The 16,111-nt window shown below is 71.2% G+C and carries 15 protein-coding genes; 13 read left to right on the top strand and 2 right to left on the bottom strand.

Features of this window, described 5'->3' with window-relative positions:
• Positions 1–219 precede the first annotated feature (219 nt).
• Genes VGX25_RS11475 through VGX25_RS11460 form a run of 4 tightly spaced genes read left to right on the top strand, consistent with a single transcriptional unit; the run spans position 220 to position 5,484 of the window.
• Entirely contained in the window at positions 220–1,029 is an 810-nt protein-coding gene (locus VGX25_RS11475; RefSeq protein ID WP_326917641.1) for an SAM-dependent methyltransferase, read from the top strand.
• 1 nt (position 1,030) lies between these two features.
• Positions 1,031–3,106: a diguanylate cyclase domain-containing protein gene (locus VGX25_RS11470; RefSeq protein ID WP_326917640.1), complete on the top strand. Its 2,076-nt coding sequence runs from the start codon at positions 1,031–1,033 to the stop codon at positions 3,104–3,106.
• Positions 3,107–3,116: 10 nt separating this feature from the next.
• A complete protein-coding gene (locus VGX25_RS11465) occupies positions 3,117–3,830 on the top strand; it encodes a dienelactone hydrolase family protein (RefSeq protein WP_326917639.1) in 714 nt (237 codons plus the stop codon).
• Positions 3,823–5,484, top strand: coding sequence for a GAF domain-containing protein (locus VGX25_RS11460; protein WP_326917638.1), 1,662 nt, complete (start codon positions 3,823–3,825; stop codon positions 5,482–5,484). Before VGX25_RS11465 ends, VGX25_RS11460 begins: the two co-directional genes overlap by 8 nt.
• Here the strand turns inward: VGX25_RS11460 and VGX25_RS11455 are convergent.
• Positions 5,473–6,135 (bottom strand): response regulator transcription factor, encoded by a 663-nt coding sequence (locus VGX25_RS11455; protein ID WP_326917637.1) that lies wholly within the window; start codon positions 6,133–6,135, stop codon positions 5,473–5,475. The two genes, VGX25_RS11460 and VGX25_RS11455, sit on opposite strands and share 12 nt — an antisense overlap.
• A 208-nt stretch (positions 6,136–6,343) precedes the next feature.
• On the opposite strand from VGX25_RS11455, the gene VGX25_RS11450 reads away from it, so the two are divergent.
• Entirely contained in the window at positions 6,344–6,646 is a 303-nt protein-coding gene (locus tag VGX25_RS11450) for a hypothetical protein (RefSeq protein ID WP_326917636.1), read from the top strand.
• On the opposite strand, the gene VGX25_RS11445 is transcribed toward VGX25_RS11450, so the two are convergent.
• The gene (locus tag VGX25_RS11445; protein ID WP_326917635.1) at positions 6,635–8,251 is read right to left on the bottom strand and encodes a GAF domain-containing protein; all 1,617 of its coding nucleotides are present in this window, start codon (positions 8,249–8,251) and stop codon (positions 6,635–6,637) included. The genes VGX25_RS11450 and VGX25_RS11445 overlap by 12 nt on opposite strands.
• Before the next feature lie 190 nt (positions 8,252–8,441).
• On the opposite strand from VGX25_RS11445, the gene VGX25_RS11440 reads away from it, so the two are divergent.
• The 8 genes from VGX25_RS11440 (at position 8,442) to VGX25_RS11405 (ending at position 15,736) form a co-directional block, all read left to right on the top strand.
• Positions 8,442–9,638, top strand: coding sequence for a serine/threonine-protein kinase (locus VGX25_RS11440; protein WP_326917634.1), 1,197 nt, complete (start codon positions 8,442–8,444; stop codon positions 9,636–9,638).
• A 44-nt stretch (positions 9,639–9,682) separates the two neighbouring features.
• On the top strand, positions 9,683–9,832 hold the full coding sequence (locus VGX25_RS11435; RefSeq protein WP_326917633.1) for a hypothetical protein: 150 nt from the start codon (positions 9,683–9,685) through the stop codon (positions 9,830–9,832).
• Between the two features lie 143 nt (positions 9,833–9,975).
• On the top strand, positions 9,976–12,363 hold the full coding sequence (locus VGX25_RS11430) for an endonuclease/exonuclease/phosphatase family protein (RefSeq protein ID WP_414635768.1): 2,388 nt from the start codon (positions 9,976–9,978) through the stop codon (positions 12,361–12,363).
• Positions 12,364–12,411: 48 nt separating this feature from the next.
• Positions 12,412–12,555 carry a hypothetical protein gene (locus VGX25_RS11425; RefSeq protein WP_326917631.1) on the top strand — a complete coding sequence of 48 codons (144 nt, stop codon included), beginning with the start codon at positions 12,412–12,414 and terminating at the stop codon, positions 12,553–12,555.
• A 29-nt stretch (positions 12,556–12,584) separates the two neighbouring features.
• Complete coding sequence (locus VGX25_RS11420; protein WP_326917630.1) at positions 12,585–12,989, top strand: VOC family protein; 405 nt, start codon at positions 12,585–12,587, stop codon at positions 12,987–12,989.
• A gap of 72 nt (positions 12,990–13,061) precedes the next feature.
• Positions 13,062–13,484: a hypothetical protein gene (locus tag VGX25_RS11415; RefSeq protein ID WP_326917629.1), complete on the top strand. Its 423-nt coding sequence runs from the start codon at positions 13,062–13,064 to the stop codon at positions 13,482–13,484.
• 1,236 nt (positions 13,485–14,720) lie between these two features.
• Positions 14,721–14,945 carry a tyrosine-type recombinase/integrase gene (locus VGX25_RS11410; protein ID WP_326917657.1) on the top strand — a complete coding sequence of 75 codons (225 nt, stop codon included), beginning with the start codon at positions 14,721–14,723 and terminating at the stop codon, positions 14,943–14,945.
• Positions 14,946–15,247: 302 nt separating this feature from the next.
• Positions 15,248–15,736 carry a hypothetical protein gene (locus VGX25_RS11405; RefSeq protein ID WP_326917628.1) on the top strand — a complete coding sequence of 163 codons (489 nt, stop codon included), beginning with the start codon at positions 15,248–15,250 and terminating at the stop codon, positions 15,734–15,736.
• Positions 15,737–16,111 lie beyond the last annotated feature (375 nt).

The following is a 16,111-nucleotide window of genomic DNA, read 5'->3' as shown; positions in this document are numbered from 1 at the left end:
GTCCGACCGCTGTCCACTGTGCTCAAGGCCAGGCTTCCGCCGTCATCCGGATCACTGCGCGGAAAGCGTGCGGACAATTCGCGACCGGCCGCGCGACAACCGCGTACCGACCGCGCTTCGGCCGTTGGTCCCACTGGGTTGGTCTGGCCGGTGGTTGCCCGCGGTGGGTCACGGCTGAGTAGTCTGTTGGTCACAAATCGACACGAGTGAGGTGTGGTGGTGGCCGGGCTGACGAGCTGGGTGCCGGAGGGGCTTGACCTCGAGAGACCGAGCGGAGCGCGGATATACGACTACCTCCTTGGGGGAGGGCACAACTTCGCCCATGATCGGGAGCTGGCGGAGAAGTTTCTGCGGGCGCAGCCGAACGCCCGGGAGATTGCCCGGTTGAACAGGGCGTTCCTGCGCCGCGCGGTGTTGTTCATGATCGAGAACGGGATCCGGCAGTTCCTGGACCTCGGGTCGGGGATTCCCACCGTGGGCAACGTGCACGAGATCGCGCAGAAGGCGGATCCGGACGCCCGGGTGGTGTACGTGGACTACGAGGAGGTCGCCGTCGCGCACAGCGAGCTGCTGCTGCAGGGCAACGACCGGGCCACGATCGTGCAGGCCGACCTCACCCGCCCGAATGACGTACTCGGTCATCCCGAGACGAAGGCGCTGCTGGACTTCACGCAGCCGATCGGGCTGCTCGCCGTCGGCGTGTTCCACTTCGTCGCGCCGGAGAGGAAGCCCGGCGCGATCATGGCGGCCTACCGCGACACCATGGTGCCGGGCAGCTACCTCGGCCTGTCCCACTTCACCGCGGACATGATGCCCGAGGAGATGGCGCGCGTCGTCGAGGTGATGAAGGACAGCCGCGATCCGATGTACCCCCGAAGTCACGCCGAGATCACCCAGCTGTTCGACGGCTTCGACCTCGTCGAGCCCGGCCTCGTCGCCACCTCGCTGTGGCGGCCCGAGTCGCCCACCGACACCAGCGACGACCCCCACCGGGCGGGGATCTACGCCGGGGTCGGCCGCAAGCGCTAGCGTGGCCGACGACCGAGCGCGCGAGCTCGCCCGTGCCTGGGTACGGGCCGTCGGGGCCACGGCCTACGTGCCCATCTCGGTGCGCGAGCTCGAGGACTACCTGCTCGATCTGGTGCACGTGCTGGTCGATGCCCTTGCCGCGCAACCGTTCTCGGCCGCGCCCGGCGCGGAGGTCGGGGCGCGGATGGTGGCCGGCCAGCTGGTCGGGCTGGACTCGCTGCGGCGCTCGGTCGCCCTGCTCGTCGACGGCCTGCTCGAGCTGACCGGCCCGCCCGACAACGAGCGGTTGCGCAACCTCGCGGCGCTGCTCGGCGCGATGTCCACCGGCTACGCCGACGCGATGCGGGCCAGAACCCTCGACCAGCAGGAGGACATGAAGCGGGCCCTGCTGGCGGCCAAGCAGCGGGCCGAGCGGGTGATGCGCGCAACGGAGAACCTGTTCCAGGAGGTGTTCACCTCCTCGCCCACCGGCGTCGCGATCACCGACCTGGCCGGCCGGTTCGTCCGGGCGAATCCGGCGCTGGCCGAGATCCTGGCCTGCCGGCCGGAGGATCTCGCCGGCGAGTCGCTTGTCGACTACGTCGCCGACGACGACCCCGGCCGGCGGTTCGACCGGCCGCGCGGGCGCCGCAAGCTAGTGCGCCGCGACGGCGAGACCGCCTGGGTCTACGTGGCCATGTCGCCGCTGCGGGGTGGGCTTGGCGAGCCGGACGCGTTCGTGATGACCGTGCAGGACCTCAGCGAGCTGCAGCTGCTGCAGGGCAGGTTCGGCCACCAGCTGCTGCACGACGCGCTGACCGGCGTGGCGAACCGGGTGTACTTCGAGTCCACTTTGGAGACCCGGCTGGCCAAGGTCGACCCGGACGCGTCGATCACGTTGTGCTGCTTGAACCTCGACGGCCTTTCCGTGCTCAACGACGGGCTCGGCCATCGGGTCGGCGATCATCTGCTGCGGACGGTCGCCGGCCGGCTCGAGCTGACGTTCGCCGGCGAGGAGGCGCTGGTGGCCCGGATCGGCGGCGACGAGTTCGCCGTCCTGATCGAGGACTCGCCGACCACGCCGGAGGTCCCGGAGCTGGTGGCGCAGGTGAACGAGGCGCTCGCCGAGCCGGAGTACGTCGACGGGCCGGGAGTCGCGCTCGGCGCCGCGATCGGCGTCGTGCGGTGCGCGGCGTCGGAGATGTCCAGCGCGGAGCTGTTCCGGGCGGCCGACTCCGCGCTGCACGGCGCGAGGGCGGCGGGCCGGCGGCAGTGGATGCAGTTCGACCGGCAGCAGGACCAGCGGGTGCGTCCGGTCAACCGGGACGCGGCGGCGCTGCCGGGCGCGTTCGAGCACGGCGAGCTGGAGGTCAGCTACCAACCCGTCGTGCGGCTGGCCGACCGCAAGACCGTGGCGTACCACGGCGGGTTGTGCTGGACCGGCCGGACCGACGGTCCGCTGGACGAGGCCACGACCACGGCGCTGGCCGAGCGCACCGGCCAGTCCGTCCTGTTCGGACCGTGGATGCTGCGCCAGGCGTGCGAGAACCTCCCGGTGTGGCAGCTGATCGTCGGCCAGCAGTCCGACGCGGTGCTGCGCGTGCGGCTGTCCCGGCTGCAGTCGGCGGACGACGACCTGGTGGCCGCCGTGATCCAGGCGATCGAGACCACCTCGCTGCCGTCGAACCTGCTGCAGATCGCGTTCGACACCGACGCGGTACGCGACGAGCTCGGCAGCGCCGCGGACAACCTCCAGACGGTCGCCGAGATCGGCTTCGACACCGCGCTGTGCGGGTTCCACGGCGGGCCGCGGGAGCTGGCCGTGCTGGCCCGGTCCCCGGTGCGGACGGTGATCATCGCAAACCCCTTTGACGACAAGGAGGACTGGCCCCCGGCCGATTCGCCGGTGGCCCGGTCGGTGGCGCAGTTGGTGACCGCCGTCATCGAGCTCGACGCTCAGGCGTCTGTAGAGGATGTGTGCACCGAGGAGCAGGCCGCCTGGTGGGCGGGCATCGGTGTGCACACGGCACGGGGTCCGCTGTTCGGCGACCCGGCCGACCTCGAGCAGATCGTGGCCGGCAACGGCCACGGCGAATGACGGGAGCGCGATGAGCCAGGTGACGATCCCGGCGCCCCGCGGGGAGCTGACGGCCTATCTGTCCACTCCGGACGCAACCGGGCCGTGGCCGGGAGTCGTGGTCGTCCACGACCTCGTCGGCATGAGCACCGACCTGTGCAACCAGGCCGACTGGCTGGCCGGCGCCGGCTTCCTCGCCGCCGCGCCCGACCTGTTCCGCGGTGGCCGGCGGATCGCCTGCGTGGTGTCCTTCCTGCGCGACGCCGGCCGCCCGCTCGGCGACATCGACGCGGTCCGCACCTGGCTCGCCGGGCAGGCGGACTGCACCGGCCGGATCGGGGTGATCGGGTTCTGCCTCGGCGGCGGCTTCGCCCTGATGTCGGCCTCCGGCCACGGTTTCGCCGCGGCCAGCGTGAACTACGGCTCGGTGCCGAGGAATGCCGAGCGGGCGCTGGCCGGCTCGTGCCCCGTGGTCGGCAGCTACGGTCGCAGGGATCTCGGCCTGCGGCACGCCGCCGACAAGCTGTCCCGGGCGCTGGCCGCCAACGGCGTCGAGCACGACGTGAAGGAGTACCCCGAGGCCGGGCACGCCTTCCTCAACGACCACGATCCGGCCGACGCACCGGTCTCGGTGCGTGCCATGGCAAAGGTGCTCGGGATGCGGTACCACGAGGCGTCCGCCCGGGACGCCCGCGAGCGGATCGTGGCGTTCTTCGACATGCATCTGCGCGCGGCCGATGCCTGAGCAGGATCCCTCGGCGGGGCTGGAAACCCTGCTCGGTGAGGTGCACGACCGGCTCGCGGAGATCATCAAGACCCGCGATCGCCTGCAGGTCCTGCTGGAGGCGGTGCTCGCGGTCGGCGCCGGGCTGGAGCTGGACTCCACTCTGCAGCGCATCGTCCGGGTGGCCGTCGAGCTGATCGAGGCCCGCTACGGCGCGCTCGGCGTGGTGGGCGACGACGGGCTCGCGCAGTTCATCCACGAGGGCATCGACGACGAGACCCGGGCCGGGATGGGCAACCTCCCGGAGGGGCGCGGCCTGCTCGGCACGCTGATCGCCGACCCGCGGCCGATCCGCCTCGCCGATCTGAGCCGCCATCCCGACTCGATCGGCTTCCCGCCCAACCACCCGCCGATGCACAGCTTCCTCGGCGCGCCGATCCGGGTGCGGGACGCGGTGTTCGGCAACATCTACCTGACCGAGAAGCGCGACGGCACCGAGTTCACCGCCGACGACGAGGCCGTGCTCGTCGCCCTGGCCGCCGCGGCCGGGGTGGCCGTGGACAACGCCCGGCTGTTCGAGCAGTCCCGGACAAGGGAGCGCTGGCTGGCGGCCACCGCGGAGATCAACGAGCGGCTGCTGCACGGTGCGTCGATCGGCGAGTCGCTGTGGCTGGTGGCGTCCCGGGCGCGCGAGCTGTCCAGCGCCGACTGGGTGCTGATCATGCTGCCGTCCGAGGCCGACCTGATCGTCCAGGCGGTGGCGGGGGAGCTGCCCGCCGAGCTGATCGGCGTGCGGGTCGACGCCCCGCTGTTCGCCGACCCGGTGACCAGGATCGACGACCTGGCCACGGCGCTGCGGGACAGCCTCGGCTCGGCCGCCGACGGGTTCGGGCCCGGCCTCGCCGTCCGGCTGCCGGGCACGGACGTCGCCGGCGGGCTGCTCGCGGTGCGCGGCAAGGGGCAGCGGCAGTTCCCGCCGGACCAGGAGCCGGTGCTCGGCTCGTTCGCCAACCAGGCCGCGATGGCGCTGGAGTTCGCCGAGACCCAGCGCGCCCGGCGGCTGCTCGACGTGCTTGCCGACCGCGACCGGATCGCCGAGGACCTGCACGACCACGTCATCCAGAGACTCTTCGCCACCGGAATGAGCCTGCAGGGCACCGTCCGGCGGATCACCGACCCGGAGGCGGCGCGCCGCGTCGGTCAGGCCGTCGAGCAGCTCGACGCCACGGTCCGGGAGATCCGCACGTCGATCTTCGACCTGCACACCACGCCCGAGGACAGCGCGGTCAGCCTGCGCCGCCGGCTGCTGGACGTCGTCGCCGAGCTCAGCTCCGGGACCGGCGTGGCGCCGGCCGTGCGCATCTCCGGCGCCGTGGACACCCTCGTCCCGGACGCCGTCGGCGACCACGTCGTCGCCGTCCTGTCCGATGCCCTGACCAACGCCGTGCTGCACGCCAGGGCCAACGAGATCACCGTGGTCATCGAGGCCGGCGCCGAGCTCGTCCTCGACGTCGTCGACAACGGCATCCCGCTGCCCGCGGAGATCGCCCGCACGGCCCGCCAGTCCGCCCAGCGCCGGGCCGAGCACTGCGGGGGAAGCGCCGACCTGGGTATCCCGGCGGCCGGCGGCAACCAGCTGACCTGGCGCGCCCCGCTGCAGCGGCTACTTGGGTGAGCGCGGCTCCCTGGCGTCCCGCGCCCGCAGCTCGGCGGCCAGGACCGCGGCCTGGGTGCGGCGCTGCATGCCGAGCTTGGCCAGCAGGTGGGAGACGTAGTTCTTGACCGTCTTCTCCGCGAGGTACATCCGTTCGCTGATCTGGCGGTTGGTGAGGCCCTCGCCGATCAGGTCGAGCACCGTGCGCTCCTGATCGGACAGCGCGGCGATCGGGTCGCTCTCCTCGCGCTTGCGGCGGATCCGGCCGAGCAGCGCGGAGGTGGTGCGCGGGTCGAGCAGCGAGCCGCCCTGGCCGACCGTGCGGACCGCGTTGAGCAGGTCGTTGCCGAGCACCTGCTTGAGCACGAAACCCGACGCCCCGGCCATGATCGCGTCGAAAAGCGCCTCGTCGTCGGCGTAAGACGTGAGCATCAGGCAGTTCAGCTCCGGCAGTTGCGACCGCAGCTCGCGGCACAGCTCGACCCCGTTGCCGTCGGGCATCCGCACGTCCAGCACGGCGACATCGGCCTCGCTCTTGGGAATCCGGGCGAGCGCCTCGGCGACCGATGCCGCCTCCCCGACGACTTCGAGATCCGGCTCGTCCTCGATGAGATCGGCGATACCCCGGCGGACGATCTCATGATCATCGACGAGAAAGATGCGAATGGTCACCGATGTTCTCTCCGCGAAAAGTTGGGCAAGGCAGCACGCACGCCCGGCGCGTCCGGCCAAGATTACGCGGACGTCGGGGTGGCCACACCAGGCGGATTCCCCTTGCGGTTAGGGCCGAAAGACCCTGCCGATCGGGGGATCGTGACTCTGGGTGAGCATCGCCGGCTCCGGCACGCTATTGCATACGTCAATTTGCAGGAGGTCCGAGATGAGCCTGCTCGAGCAGGGCACTCCGGTCGAGACCCGCCGCGCCGTCGCCCCGACCCACCGGCTGGACTCGAGCCGGGAGGGCCGGGCGACCGCGGCGCCGGACCGGCCGCATTGGCTGTTCACCGGCGTCCTGCTCGGCGCCGTGGGGTGGCTGCTCGCGCTCACCGTTGTCTTCCTGTTGCTGGGCAAGCTGATCGTCTCCAGCGCCCTGCTGACCGGCGCCTGCCTGTGCATGCTCCTGCTCTGGCGTACCGGCCGCCGGCTGCGTGCCGAACGAGACCGCGCCGGCTCACCTGTCTAACGGGACGGTCCAGGTCAGCCGGGTTCCACCGGCCGCACGCGGGACGACGGTCAGGGTGCCGCCCCAGCGCTCGGCTCGGCGGGCCAGGTTGGCCAGGCCGCTGTGGCGCTCGCGGACCGGCGGGATCCCGACGCCGTCGTCGAGCACCACCAAGTTGATCATGTCGGCGTCGGCGTGCAGCTCGATGGTGACCTCGCCGGCGTGCGCATGCCGGGCCACATTGGACAGCGCCTCGCGCAGCGTGGCCAGCAGGTCGGGCCGGATTCGTTCCGGCACGGCGGAATCCAGGCTGTCGTCGATGGTGACCCGGGGCGCGAAGCCGAGCGCGTCGGTCGCCTCACCGACCATGGCACGCACCTCGTCGCGCAGCGCGCCCGGCAGTCTCGGCTCCGGAGCCGCGGCCTCCTGCAGCGAGAAGATGCTGCGCCGCAGGTCCCTGATGATCTCGTCGAGCCCGTCGACCAGGCGCGCGATCCGCCCCTGCAGCACCGGCTGGACCAGGCGGCTCACCCCCTGCAGGCCGAGCCCGATGTCGAACAGCCGGCGGATCACCAGGTCCTGCACCTCCTTGGCGATCCGGTCGCGGTCCTCGAACACCGCCAGCCGGCGCTGGTCGGCCCGCGCCTTGGCGTACTGCAGGGCCAGCGCGGCGTGTGCGGCGAAGTTCTGCAGCAGCTCCAGGTCCGGCTCGGCGAACGGCTGCTCGCCGCGGATCTTGATCAGCAGCAGCACGCCGAGGGTCACGTCGCCGGCGGCCAGCGGCACGATCGCCGCCGAGCCGAGGTCGCGCAGCCGCGGCGTCGCCCCGCCGTTGTACTCGTCGTGCCAGTTCGCGGCCTGGTCGCCGTACTGGTCGAGCAGCAGCGGCCGGCCGGTGCTGAACACCCGGCCCGACGCGGTCGTGGCCACGTCCACGACGGTTCCGGCCATCCGCTCGTCGGCCTTGTCCGGACCCTGGACCACCTTGAACACCAGCCGGTCGGGGTGGTCCGGGTCGGGCAGCGCGATGGCCGCGACCGGGGCGCCGGCCACCGTCTTGGCCCGCTCGGTGATCAGCCGCAGCTCGTCGGCCGGGTTCGCCTCGGACAGCAGCGCGGTGGTGATCTCGTTGGAGGCCTGCAACCAGCGCTCGCGCTGCGTGCTGCGCTCGTACATCCTGGCGTTCTCGACCGCGATGCCGGCCGCGGTGGCCAGCGAGGTCAGCGTCTCCTGATCTTCGTCGGTGAACCCCACGCCGCCGCGCTTCTCGGTCACGTAGAGGGTGCCGAACACCTCATCGCCGATCAGCAGCGGGACGCCGAGGAACGAGCGCATGGTCGGGTGGTTGGGCGGAAAGCCGATCGCGTCGGGATGCTGCGACACGTCGGCCAGCCGCAGCGGCCGCGGATGCCGCAGCAGCTCGCCGAGCAGCCCCCGGCCGGTGGGCAGATCGCCGATCGCGGCCTGCTGCGTCGCCTCGACGCCGTGCGTGATGACGTCGGCGAGCGTCCCACCGGGCCCGGCCACGCCGAGCGCACCGTAGCGCGCATCCACCAGGTCGCACGCGTAACCCACGATGCGCTGCAGCACCTCGCGCAGGCGCAGGTCGCGGGAAACGCTGATCACCGCATCCAGCAGACGCGCGCTCGTCTGCCGATCGCCCCTCAGGGGTACCACCACCCTCGTCCTCGCCCCCGGACGTTGCGATCAACCGAGCCATTCTCCTCGTTCGGATGCCGATCTGCCAGGGCCCGCCGTTTCGGGCCGCGATCAACTGGGTACGGACAAGTCTGCGTGCGGCCGATGAGGAGGCGGGATGGACGTCGACGTTGGCCAGCTGCTCGACGGCCGCTACCGGCTGGACCGTCAGGTGGGCTCCGGCGGAATGGCCACCGTGTACGCCGCGATCGACCTCCGGCTGCGCCGCGCCGTCGCGGTCAAGCTGTTCCACCCCGGCGCCGACGACATCGCGCTGGCCCGCCTCGAGGCCGAGGCCAAGATGCTGGCCGGCCTGTCCCATCCGGGCCTGCTGCGGGTGTTCGACGTCAGCACCGCGGGCGGCCGGCCGTACCTGGTGCTGCAGCTGATCAACGGCTGCACCCTGCGCACGGTGATCAACCGTGGCCCGACGCCGCCGGAGCCGGTGGCCCGGCTCGGCGCCCGGCTCGCCGAGACGTTGCGGTACGTCCACTCCAGAGGGATCGTGCACCGCGACCTCAAGCCGTCGAACGTGCTGCTGGACGGGTCCGGCACCGGCTACCTGGCCGACTTCGGGATCGCCAGGGCTGAGGGCGCCGCACGGCTGACCGGATCCGGCAACTGCGTCGGGACCGCCGCGTACCTGGCGCCCGAGCAGGTCGCCGGCGAGGCGGTCGGGCCGCCCGCCGACATCTACTCCCTCGGGCTGGTGCTGCTGGAGTGCCTGACCGGGCGGCCGGAGTACACCGGCACCGAGGTGGAGGCCGCGGTGGCCCGGCTGCGCCGCCAGCCGCAGATCCCGGACTGGCTGCCGCCGGCGCTGGGCAGGACGCTGACCGCGATGACCGCGCGCGACCCGGCCGACCGCCCGGACGCCGGCGCCTGCGCGGAGCTGCTCGGCGGGATCGGCACCGAGGCGACGGCGCCGGTGCTGCCGCCCGTGGCCGCCGACCGGCCGGCGCCGGACCGCCCGACCAAGGTGCAGGAGATCGAGCCGGTCCGGCCCCGCTTCTGGGCGTCCCGGGTGGCCCGCGGCGTGTCGGCCGCCGCCGTGATCGCCGGGATCGCACTCGGCATGCTGGTCTGGAACGACGTCGCCGGCCCGGTCCGGCCGGCCGAGCCCGCCTCCCCGCCGGCCGGCCCGAGAACCGTCCCGGCCGTGGACCTCGTGCCGCGGACCGCGGTGAGCCAGGTCGAGGTGGCGCCCGAGCCCGAGCACCGGCCAGCCGCCGAGCACGCCAAGAACGACGACAACGGCAAGAACGACGACAACGGCAAGGGCGGCGACAAGAAGAAGCGCGGCCACGGCGGCTGAGCGCCCCGACAACTCCGGAGCCGCGCGAGGATTACCGTGCCGCCGTGGACGCGACCGGGCGGCGGTGGGGCCGGCGGGTGGCCCGCGCCGCGATGGCTGTGGCGGCGGCCGGGATCGCCGTCCTGACGGTGTTGTCGAACGAGATGGCCGGCCCTGGTGCGCCGGTCGAGCCCGGGTCGCCGGTGCGCCGGTGACGCCGCCCGCGAGGCCGAACGTCGCGCCGATCGTCGACTGAGCGCCGCGATAACTCTGCGCGCACAGTTGCCCGTTAGGTCTTCCGCTGTTCACTCGATCGAGTCAGGATCTACCGACTGATTCGACGAGGTTAGGACGGGCCGTGAGGTCAACCCAGCGTCAGGGGGCCGCATTACTCGGGGCTATCGCGCTGTCGGTCGGGCTGGGGGTGGTGGCCGTGCCGGTCGCGACCGCCGCGCCGAGCCCCGACGCGGTGATCGCGGAGGTCTACGGCGGGGGCGGCAACTCCGGCGCGACGCTCACGCAGGACTTCATCGAGCTCGGCACCCGCGGCGCGGCGGCCGTCAGCGTCACCGGCTGGAGCGTGCAGTACCTGCCGGCCAACCCGTCGGCGACCTCGCAGTGGCAGGTCACCCCGCTGTCCGGCGAGGTGTCGCCGGACCGCCGCTACCTGGTGGCCGAAGCAACCGGCAGCGGCGGAACGGTTCCGCTGCCCACCCCGGACGTGACCGGGACGATCGCCATGGCGGCCACGGCCGGCACGGTCGCGCTCGTCACCTCCACCGAGCGGCTGACCTGCAAGACGGCCGCCGACTGCGCAGCGGACACCCGGATCCGGGACCTGGTCGGCTACGGCAACGCGGTCGTCCGCGAGCTCACCCCTGCGCCGACCCTGTCCAACACGAGCTCGGCGCAGCGGTCCGCCGCGCTGCTCGACACCGACGACAACGGGGCGGACTTCACCTCGGGTGAGCCCACGCCGGCCGGTGGCGGGGGCGGCACCCCGCCGGTCACCGCCCGCATCCACGAGATCCAGGGCGGCACCCGTCTGTCCCCATTGGACGGTCAGCAGGTGTCCGGCGTGCCGGGCATCGTGACCGCGGTGCGCGCGTTCGGCTCGGCCCGCGGGTTCTGGTTCCAGGACCCGCAGCCCGACGCCGACCCGGCCACCAGCGAGGGCCTGTTCGCCTTCACCGGCTCGGCCACCCCGGCGGTGGCGGCCGGCGACTCCGTCCTGGTGTCCGGCACCGTGGACGAGTTCTACCCGGACGCGCCGCCGTCGTCCTCGGTGCACCAGTCCACCACCGAGCTGACCAATCCACAGTGGACCATCGTGTCCAGTGGGAATCCGTTGCCCCCGGCGGAGATCCTCGGCGCGGACACCGTTCCCGTCGCGTACACGCCGGAGGCGGGCGGCGCCAGCATCGAGCCGCTCGCATTGCGTCCGGCCGACTTCGCGCTGGACTTCTTCGAGTCCCGCGAGAGCATGCGGGTGCAGGTCGACGACGCCCGGGTGGTCGGCCCGACCACCGAGTTCAACGAGCTTTTCGTGACCACGAAGCCGAACCAGAACCCGACCCCGCGCGGCGGCACCCTGTACTCCGGCTACGACCAGCAGAACAGCGGGCGCCTGCTGATCCAGTCGCTGATCCCGTTCGCGCAGCGCCCGTTCCCCAAGGCGCACGTGGGCGACCGGCTCGCCGGCGTGACCGCCGGACCGGTGGACTACAGCCGGTTCGGCGGCTACCAGATCCAGGCCACCGAGCTCGGCGAGCTGGTGCCCGGCGGCCTGCAGCGGGAGACCACCCGGCCGCAGCGCCCGTACGAGCTGGCCGTGGCCACGTACAACGTGGAGAACCTGGCCCCGGACAACGACCCGGCCAAGTTCGCCCGGCTCGCCGAGGGTCTGGTGCGGGCGCTGGCCAGCCCGGACATCGTTGCCCTCGAAGAGATCCAGGACAACAACGGCGCGGTCGACGACGCCGTGGTGGCCGCCGACGAGACGCTGCGCCTGCTCACCGAGGCGATCGTGGCGGCCGGCGGCCCCCGCTACCAGTGGCGGCAGATCGACCCCGTCGACGACGCCGACGGCGGGCAGCCCGGCGGCAACATCCGGGTCGCCTTCCTGTTCAACCCGGCTCGGGTGTCCTTTGTAGACCATCCGGGCGGCGACGCCACCACCCCGGTCGACGTCACCGGCCACTGGCCGTTCGGCCCGCGCCTGACGGTCTCGCCCGGCCGCGTCAACCCCACCAGCGACGCCTGGCTCAACAGCCGCAAGCCGCTGGCCGGCGAGTTCCGCTTCCTCGGCCAGACCTTCTTCGTCATCGCCAACCACTTCAACTCCAAGGGCGGCGACCAGCCGCTCACCGGACGCTTCCAGCCACCGGCCCGCTCGTCGGAGGTCCAGCGCGTCGCCCAGGCCACCGAGGTCAGCACGTTCGTCCGCAAGATCCAGAGCCTTGACCGGCACGCGAACATCGTCGTCCTCGGCGACATCAACGACTTCCCGTTCTCGCCCGCCGCGCAGCAGCTCACCGCGGGCGGCTCGCTGGTCGACCTGATCAACACCCTGCCCCCGGCCGAGCGCTACAACTACGTCTTCCAGGGCAACTCCCAGACCCTCGACCACGTCTTCGTCGGCGGTCTCCGCCTGGTCGACTACGACGTCGTGCACGTCAACGCGGAGTTCTTCGACCAGGTCAGCGACCATGATCCCCAGGTGGTGCGCATCTTCCCGTTCCTCTAGGGGATACTCCCCGGATCAGGCGGATGTGGGAGCACCAGGGAGGACACCGTGCACGCTGACCCAGAGACCCCACCGGACGAGCCGAGGGGCCGCCACCACGCCAAGGAGGGGGACGACCGCCACCCGCTCATCGACCTGGACCGCGACCCCACCCCCGGCGTGCCCGACCACGCCGCTCCCGACGAGGAGTAGACCGACCGGCTCGTCGCTAGGATCGCGGCGTGCTCAACGACAGTGAGGTCGCCACCCGGCTGCCCGCCCAGGATCTCGAGCGGGCCCGGCGGTTCTACGCCGACAAGCTCGGTCTCGAGCCGGTCGAGCAGCGCCCCGGTGGGCTGCGCTACCGGTGCGGGCGCGGGGAGTTCGTGCTGTTCCAGTCGGCCGGGGCGCCATCCGGCGAGCACACCCAGATGGCGTTCACCGTCGCCGACATCGAGGCCGTCGTCTCGCGCCTGCGCGACCGGGGCGTGGTCTTCGAGGAGGTCGACACGCCCGGCTTCCGCACGGTCGACGGCATCGCCGAGATCGAGGGAAACTACCCGTCGGTCGGCGTCGGCGAGCGCGCCGCCTGGTTCCGGGACAGCGAGGGCAACCTCATCGGCATCGGCCAGCCCGTGCACTCGTAGTTGAGCCGAACGCGGTCTTGTCGCCGCGCCCGCCGCGCGGGACCGTTGCCACGACGGAAGGTGGCGACGACGATGCGCAAGCTGCTCCGGTTCGGCATGGTGATGACGGCCATCGCGGCCGCGGTGCTCGGTCCCGGCCAACCGGCCGTCGCCGAGGCAACGTTGCAGGTGTCGGTGACCGGCGCCCGGCTGGCGCCCGGCGGCCTTCAGGTCGTGCTCACCGGCCGGTACGTGTGCGGTCCGTTCTCCCCCGACTCCGACGGCGTCGTCGACCTGACCGTGGTGCAGGCGCCAGGCCCGGTGGGCTACGGCTACCTCTTCCTGACCGTGTGCGACGGCACCACCCAACCCTGGTCCGCGCCCGTGGACAGCGTCGGCGGCCCGTTCGTCCCCGGCCGCGCCCAAGCCTCCGGCTCCGGCTACGCCTGCGACCGCGCCCCGGGCGGCGAGTGCGCCTTCGGCTCCTTCGGCCCCATCCCCATCCGCATCCGCTAGCCGGTCACCGCCGTGCCCGCCTCGGCGATACCTCAGGTAATCCGCTCATCCGGAAAAGGGGGACCCGACGACCACCATCCTCATCGTCCTGACTCCGCTGCTCGCACTCCTGGTCTGGGCCGCCCTATTCGACCTCAACCGCCGCCGCCACGGCATCACCGGCCACGACATCAACTCCGCGGCAAGAAAAGCCCGCGGCGACGCCGAGGGCCGCGGCGAGCAAGTCCCAACCGAAGCCGCCCCGCCGGTTGACGAGTTCAGAAACCGGCGCCCCCTCCGATATCGGGCAACTCCACATTCGGCCCCGCGCCCCCGCCGTAGTCGTACCGACCCTGCCTGACCCGGCCCCCGTCGACGCCCCGCCCTTCCGCCTTGCGGACCTCTCGAAGCTCCCGCCGGGCCGTTCGCTCGGCCTTGCTCCATCTGCCGACAAGCAGGTAGCGGAGTCCCATAAAACGCACTATACGGCCCATTACCAGCTATTCGGCGCCGATCAACGGCTCCATCCACAAGTTGACAAACGCCGGGCGCCACGATCGCGTTTGCCCGGTCACAGATGAGCGGGGCAGGATTGAACCGCAAGGGCTATCAACCCAACACGATTCCCAATTCCCTCCCACCCGTCCGCACGGGTGCACGTGCGTACGTTCGTACTGGTCAGGCGTCACAGGGGACACGCCCGTAGGCAGTCCGTATCCGAGTGAACTGAGACGACAACTGAGACGGGCCGGGGCCGGGGGCTGACCGCCGGTTCCCGCGTGGTCCCGGAAGACGCTGGAACAGTCGGGGGCACGGGTGGGAGACCGCCTTCCCGGGTCCGGGCCCGTTGCCGGCCGGGTGTCGTTACCCTCACCACCTGTGTTCGTGCGTCTACGGCCGTCCTAACGGACGGTCTCCCGCTTGCGAGAGGGAAGGTAGCGGCAGTCTCGCTACTGGGTAGCGGCGCCGCTACCTCAGCCGCTACCGCCCAACCCGGGCCCACCGGGCGGTTGCTACGCCGGTAGCGGGTAGCGGCCAACGAACCCGCACCGGCCTGAACCCTGGGCAGAGAGCCAGGCGACCACGCTCGCGACGCCGCTACCCTCCGAGTCCAGCTTGCCTCCCCGGCCCGGTGCTTGGACTCGGAGGGGGTAGTCGGCCCACCCGTGACCCCCGACTGTTCCAGCCTCTTTCCTGGCTCGCCGTTGAGACCGACCGTCCGCGCGAGCCCTTTCCACGGCACCGTCTTGCGCTCGGCTGCACGACGCGCGGCACACGGCGGCAACCATGCTGTTGGTCCTGAAGGTCCCGCTACCGGCTGTCATGGAGATCATGGGGTGGTCCGATGCGTCGATCGCCAAACGCTACATGCACGTGCCGAGTGAGTTTCTAGCGGCCATCGCTGCCCAGGTCGGTGACCTGGTGTGGGTCGACCCGACCGAGGATGACGACGGTTCCGTCGGCTCGCTCGTTCCGGCCTGAGCGAGTTAGCTCGCGGGTTAGCACGGCACGCCCGGGTTAGAAATCTAACCCACCGAGTTTGGTCCCGCCGGTCCCGTGCTGACCTGCGAGAAGTTATCTGAGTTAGATCGTTCGACGGGTTAGATCGCGGCTGGCGATCAGGCCGGAAACAGGCGCTGCGGGTGGTCGCGCTGACCTAACTCCCTCTCCGGAGAGCGGCTGACCCCGCTGACCTGGTAAACCCGTCCTCCGGGGTGGTTAACGCTCAGTTGGCCCGCGACAGGGAAGGTCGGTCGGTAATGCAAGGGTGGTGGGCGAATCTCTTGCAAGGCGGGATCTCGGCGGTCATCGGCGGCATGGTAGCTGCGTTGACTGCGTGGGGCGTGGTGTCGGCCACGCGTCGACACGACCGGCGGTTTGCTCTGGAGGGCGAAGCGAGGGACGCCGCGATCAAGTTGTTTCTCATGCTCATCGAGATCCAGCCGAGTCTGATGCAGACGGTCAAGGAAGGAACGCCGCAGCCCAGGAGGACTGACACCAGGGATTGGGCGTTGATCGTGCTCACGGCGGAAATCGCAATGTTCTCCCTTGATCGGGAGCGTGGAGCTGAGTTTTCACAGGCCATTGGTGATTACCGACGGGCACTGGAACCCATCGAAGGGGTACCGAATCCAGACCGTGGTCAAGCCGAACGCGCCATGGCAGCCGCCCGGAAGCTTATTGAGCTGCTAGCTGACTGGCTGATGGAGGGACGACATCGCGACACGGTGGACCCAACAGGCTCAGGGGCGGCAGAGACGCCGACCAGTTGATCATCCGGTGATACAGGGCGAAGAATGGATCACGGAGGGTCAGCCTCTACCGTCTGGTCGAGGCTCCGTGTCGTTTGACCCGCGGTCACCTGAGCCTGACGCGATGCGTCGCGCGCAGATGCAGGCGAACGGCTGGACTCGGAGGGGTGAATCGGCAAGTGAATGCCTCGGTGAGTGAGTGAATTTTCTCATCCGGCGAGTGACCGCCGCGCCTGGCCGTTGACCTGCGCAGAGTGAACCGAGTGAGCCGAGTGCGTGGGGTATGCACACCCCACGATCCAGGTCCCGAGACGCCATCTCACGGAGGAGATGGCGTGTTCACTGAGACGGACGGCCGTCAGAGTGGCACAACGCCGGGCATCCACGATCGTGGAT

It is taken from the genome of Actinophytocola sp. (genome assembly GCF_035942955.1).
GTDB lineage: Bacteria > Actinomycetota > Actinomycetes > Mycobacteriales > Pseudonocardiaceae > DASYTH01.
This window is presented reverse-complemented; position numbering and strand designations above follow the sequence as displayed.

Excerpts from the sequence above, each read along its gene's own strand:
- VGX25_RS11465 (WP_326917639.1), top strand. The coding sequence starts at position 3,117 with ATGAGCCAGGTGACGATCCCGGCGCCCCGCGGGGAGCTGACGGCCTAT.
- VGX25_RS11460 (WP_326917638.1), top strand. The coding sequence starts at position 3,823 with ATGCCTGAGCAGGATCCCTCGGCGGGGCTGGAAACCCTGCTCGGTGAG.
- VGX25_RS11450 (WP_326917636.1), top strand. The coding sequence starts at position 6,344 with ATGAGCCTGCTCGAGCAGGGCACTCCGGTCGAGACCCGCCGCGCCGTC.
- VGX25_RS11440 (WP_326917634.1), top strand. The coding sequence starts at position 8,442 with ATGGACGTCGACGTTGGCCAGCTGCTCGACGGCCGCTACCGGCTGGAC.
- VGX25_RS11415 (WP_326917629.1), top strand. The coding sequence starts at position 13,062 with ATGCGCAAGCTGCTCCGGTTCGGCATGGTGATGACGGCCATCGCGGCC.